The sequence below is a fragment of the bacterium genome (assembly GCA_023145965.1).
GTDB lineage: Bacteria > UBP14 > UBA6098 > UBA6098 > UBA6098 > UBA6098.
In genome coordinates, this window is the sequence record JAGLDC010000127.1 from 1 (window position 1) to 4209 (window position 4209).

The 4209-nt window shown below is 43.7% G+C and carries 6 protein-coding genes; all 6 read left to right on the forward strand.

The genetic code is table 11. The features are described 5' to 3' along the window. Positions 1-230 precede the first annotated feature (230 nt). Positions 231-998: a hypothetical protein gene (locus tag KAH81_10305; GenBank protein ID MCK5834044.1), complete on the forward strand. Its 768-nt coding sequence runs from the start codon at positions 231-233 to the stop codon at positions 996-998. Between the two features lies 1 nt (position 999). Beyond that, positions 1000-1338 (forward strand): hypothetical protein, encoded by a 339-nt coding sequence (locus tag KAH81_10310; protein ID MCK5834045.1) that lies wholly within the window; start codon positions 1000-1002, stop codon positions 1336-1338. Further along, positions 1331-1861 (forward strand): hypothetical protein, encoded by a 531-nt coding sequence (locus KAH81_10315; GenBank protein ID MCK5834046.1) that lies wholly within the window; start codon positions 1331-1333, stop codon positions 1859-1861. The genes KAH81_10310 and KAH81_10315 overlap by 8 nt, the downstream gene beginning before the upstream one ends. 45 nt (positions 1862-1906) lie before the next feature. Next, a complete protein-coding gene (locus tag KAH81_10320; GenBank protein MCK5834047.1) occupies positions 1907-2590 on the forward strand; it encodes a hypothetical protein in 684 nt (227 codons plus the stop codon). A gap of 301 nt (positions 2591-2891) precedes the next feature. Next, positions 2892-3131, forward strand: coding sequence for a hypothetical protein (locus tag KAH81_10325; GenBank protein MCK5834048.1), 240 nt, complete (start codon positions 2892-2894; stop codon positions 3129-3131). Between the two features lie 468 nt (positions 3132-3599). Next, on the forward strand, positions 3600-4209 hold a 610-nt coding region (locus tag KAH81_10330; GenBank protein MCK5834049.1), incomplete at its 3' end, for a hypothetical protein.

Consider the following 4209-nt stretch of genomic DNA (forward strand, 5'->3'; position numbering starts at 1 on the left):
ATGGTGAAACGCGCCGCACGCAAGATGCGCCGCACGATACCCCTCGACGAGACAATCTTCCGCGGCCCGGGTCTGGAGATACGCCTAACCCGTGAAGAATATAGGGATGATAAGTGCCACGGATGGCTGGAGATTGGGACTTGACAACGGGTAAGCGACGAACTATTTTGATGAAGTGAAAGACACGCCCACGCGGGAGCGTAGCGAAAAAAAGCTTATTGGAGGAATGAATGTCAATTGTAATTGGAATGAATCTTGGGACCCAGATGATTATGGCCTCCGATGCGAGAGTGACCTATGAAGGAAACAACAGCAGAACAACGAGAAAATCGGACGAGGTATTTAAACTGTTTGCTCTAACTCCCAGTATTCTTATAGGTTTTGCGACTAATAATTTAGAAGAGGTTCAACGAATACTAACACAGGGGGATCTTAATCCTGCTGCATTTCAGAATCAAACCAACAGTCAATTGTTTTCATTGTTCCAAGAGCATATTAAACAAATTCAATCGCCTTCAGGATTTCTTTGGGGAAATGCACAAGAAGGCGAACTATATTATTATGAGGTTGATAACTGCAAAATAGTTAATTCAATGAAATTAGGGACCGGGGAAGTAAAAGTATTTGGTCATACAGGAATTCCCGAAATTGATAATGGATTGGAATGTATTATAAATACAACTTATAGAAACTTAAGAACACGCAACGATATAGACGAGATTGCAATCGTCACCTTAATCATCGAAGAATATACGAAGTTCTATCGAAATCGTATGGATACCGATACAGAGCCATATTCAAGCTCATTTCTTGTTTCCGCAAGGAGTGATAACGGAATATGGATTGCTTACGATACGTCAAATGCAAATATACGTGTAGGACATCTAATAGAACTGACAGAAATTGAATACGACAGTGAAGCTGGCTATGGCAGGTTCAAGGTTAGTCAAAATGGCTTTATTATTTGGTTGCGTTCAATAATGGAATGGGATTGTTAAGATGAATAGAAACCTCACAATTATTATCCTGCTGCTATTGGCTGGCCTGTGCGCCGCCGACTCGCTCAATGTCCGCCTCGTAGGGCATATAGATACGCCGGGCTCTGCCGAGGGTGTTTATGTCACCAGTTCGTTCGCCTATGTCGCGGACGAAGTTGGCGGTCTTCGTATCATAGACGTCTCCACGCCGTCTTCACCTACTGAGGTCGGTTACTTCGATACAGGAGATTGGGCCCATGGCGTTTATGTCTCCGGCTCGTACGCCTATGTGGCAGACGGTTCTAACGGTCTTCGCATCATAGATATTTCAACGCCGGCGTCTCCTTCCGAAATTGGATGATACTCCAGGCAGAGCCTATGGTGTTTATGTTTCCTGCTCCTATGCCTATGTCGCAGACGGTGGTGATGGTCTTTACATCCTCGACATTTCCTATTTCACTTCTTTAGAAGTTGAAATAAATCCAGGTTGGAATCTTTTATCCGTGCCTTCTTCTACTCCTCAACCGTGGACTATTTACGGCAATATTCCATACGGCTACGACCCATCTATAGCGGATTATGTTGTTTCGGATTCACTGCATCCCGGCGAAGGCTATTTCGTTCTAAATACCGCGCCGGATACGGTTGAAATCCCTCGCGGTTTATTCTCCTACACTGATACTTTATACCGTGGTTGGAACCTTTTAGGAGGTTTGGATCACGCGACTCCTTCGCATAGTTTTATAACTACGCCGCCGGGAATAGCTCTTTCGCTATTTTATGGTTGGGATGGAAGCGCTTATTTCTTTACCGATTCGCTACATCCAGGGCGAGGTTATTGGTTCCTGTCGAGCGGTCACGGTAGAATAACCGTTGGGCCATAAATAGGAGAGTCGAGTTTGTTATAAAGAATAGATAGGAGGATTAAAATGGACGGTTTTGACGGAGAGACATCCGTGGCTTTTATTGATATATCAGGCTTGAAAAGATTTATGGAGATTGACAGACGGAATAAAAGTAATGATTATATACTTTCATACAAGGCTTTAGATAAATTTTATAAAACTGCTTATAAGCTACTAAAAAAGTATAAATGTTTAGATGGTATATTCGTTTCCGATTGCGGTATCGTTTTTATAAGACAGATGCAAAATGACAACATTTCATCCTTATTAGATTTCGTTAAGGATATGAATTCTATAATGTTAAAGGTTGATCCTAATAATTCCAACGACTTATCTGTTATGTTGACTACTTCTATTGCATACGGTAATTTTAAATTTGAGGATAGAATAGAATTAATAAACATGGATAAAGGACTTTTTATTGGCGAAGCTTATCTTTCCGCTTATCTCGATTCAACAAAACTTAATCCAAAACTAAAGCCTTGCGAATGCAGGATTGTTAAAGAATCCATACCTGACAACCAAAGAGGTGCTTTTTCCAATTGGATTTCACAACACCAAAATAATTATATTCTGAGAGAAAAGGGAAAGCACTATTATTATTATTGGATGCTCAGTAATCATGACCTAATCGACAAATTAGAAGAAGATTATAAAGACGCACGGTTTAGAGGAATTAAAGAAGTAGTCTTAGAACGCTTGGATTAAATATACCGAAGTAGCTTTTTAGAAATAAATTTGTTTTCGGCAAAAAAAGGTCTTGATTTTAGGAAAGTGATACCTTAGCTTGAAATAACCATTCGGAGAGAAAAATAGAAAATGCCACGGAAGATTAGAGAACTTATAAAAGATTTACAAAAAGTGGGCTTTGTTGACAGAGGCGGCAAAGGAAACCCCCGGAACTTCGTCCACCTAAATGTCACCAAGCCAATCACGATTTCAGGTAAAAAAGGCAAGCAATGCAATATCAAGAAAAGTCTGTTCGCCTTGCTATAGAGGAGGCTGAGAGATGAATGAAGAAAGCAGATATGTAAAGATTGTCGAGTGGTCCGACATCGACGGGTGTTTTATAGGTAGTTGCCCGGAGCTTTTCTACGGTGGCTGCCACGGCGATAACGAGCGTTCGGTTTTCGACGAATTATGCCGGATTGTGGAAGAGACAATACAGCTTTATCGGCAGGATGGTAAATTCTTACCTTCTCCACTTTCCGGCAGGGATTTCGTGAACGCGCTGCAGGGAGTTGCGTAGCCCGCCGTGCCATATGAAAAACGGGAGGGTCTCAGACCGTCCCCTACGAATTGAAAATGATAATTTGGCGTAGGGGCGACCCGGTGGGTCGCCCGAAAACGGGTCAACCACCGGTTGACCCCTACGGATTGAAAAATTGCAGTTTTTTTTTGAAAGTTCTTGCATTTCTCGGATTAGCACCATTTATTCAAAAATGAATTTTTGTCAAAGTGTTATCGATCTTTGTAAAATATAGTTGAAAAGGCGCAAATGCCCGTGGTTGAGCCGGGGCGGAGGCCTTCTGTTCTCAGGCGGAGGCCTTCTGTTCTCAGGCGGAGGCCTCTCGATCACAGGCGGAGGCCTCTCGATCACAGGCGGAGGCCTTCCGATCTCGGGCGGAGGCCTATCGTCGGCGTCCTTTTCGGTATCGAGCATTGATTTTTTGAGATTTATCAGTGAAAATCTTACAAGGAGGGCGTAAAAATGTCTATGCACACGAGAAAACCTTACAAATTGGACTATAACTCCTATCTCACCTGGATGCGGGAGTTCGTGAAGTGGCTCACGGCGCGTGCCGGGGACGCCGATTACCCGCTTCATATCATTCCGAGTATCGCGGCTTTCGAGGATTTAATCGACCAGTTCGAGGCAATTGCGGGGCCATATAAAAATCTTATCACCGTCGCAAACGCTAAAAACAAGCTATATACGGCAACATTCGAGAGCCTTTCCGACAAACTCGTTCAGATAAAACTGGCGTTGGTTACTGTCACGGACGATCCGGATATTCTGGCGCTTTTCGACCTCGCGGGTAAGCTTCCCAAAGACCGCGACGATATGTATATGACCGTTCAAAACTGTTTGAATTATTGGGCGACGGTTTCGGGCGAGGCGATGTTTGCGCCGATGATTCCGGATTTCGACGCGCTTCAAACGCTGTTCGATGATTTCGTGGCGGCGCGCGAGGTTTATTTCAACACCGATAACGAGCGCGAAACGAAGCAAAACGAGCTTCTCGCGCTCAAAGAGCAAATCAACGAAATCGAGCGGGATTGTTTCCAGTGGTATCGCAGCCGCCACACCGACGGCAAAGACGAAT

Excerpts from the sequence above, each read along its gene's own strand:
- KAH81_10305 (MCK5834044.1), top strand. The coding sequence starts at position 231 with ATGTCAATTGTAATTGGAATGAATCTTGGGACCCAGATGATTATGGCC.
- KAH81_10310 (MCK5834045.1), top strand. The coding sequence starts at position 1,000 with ATGAATAGAAACCTCACAATTATTATCCTGCTGCTATTGGCTGGCCTG.
- KAH81_10320 (MCK5834047.1), top strand. The coding sequence starts at position 1,907 with ATGGACGGTTTTGACGGAGAGACATCCGTGGCTTTTATTGATATATCA.
- KAH81_10325 (MCK5834048.1), top strand. The coding sequence starts at position 2,892 with ATGAATGAAGAAAGCAGATATGTAAAGATTGTCGAGTGGTCCGACATC.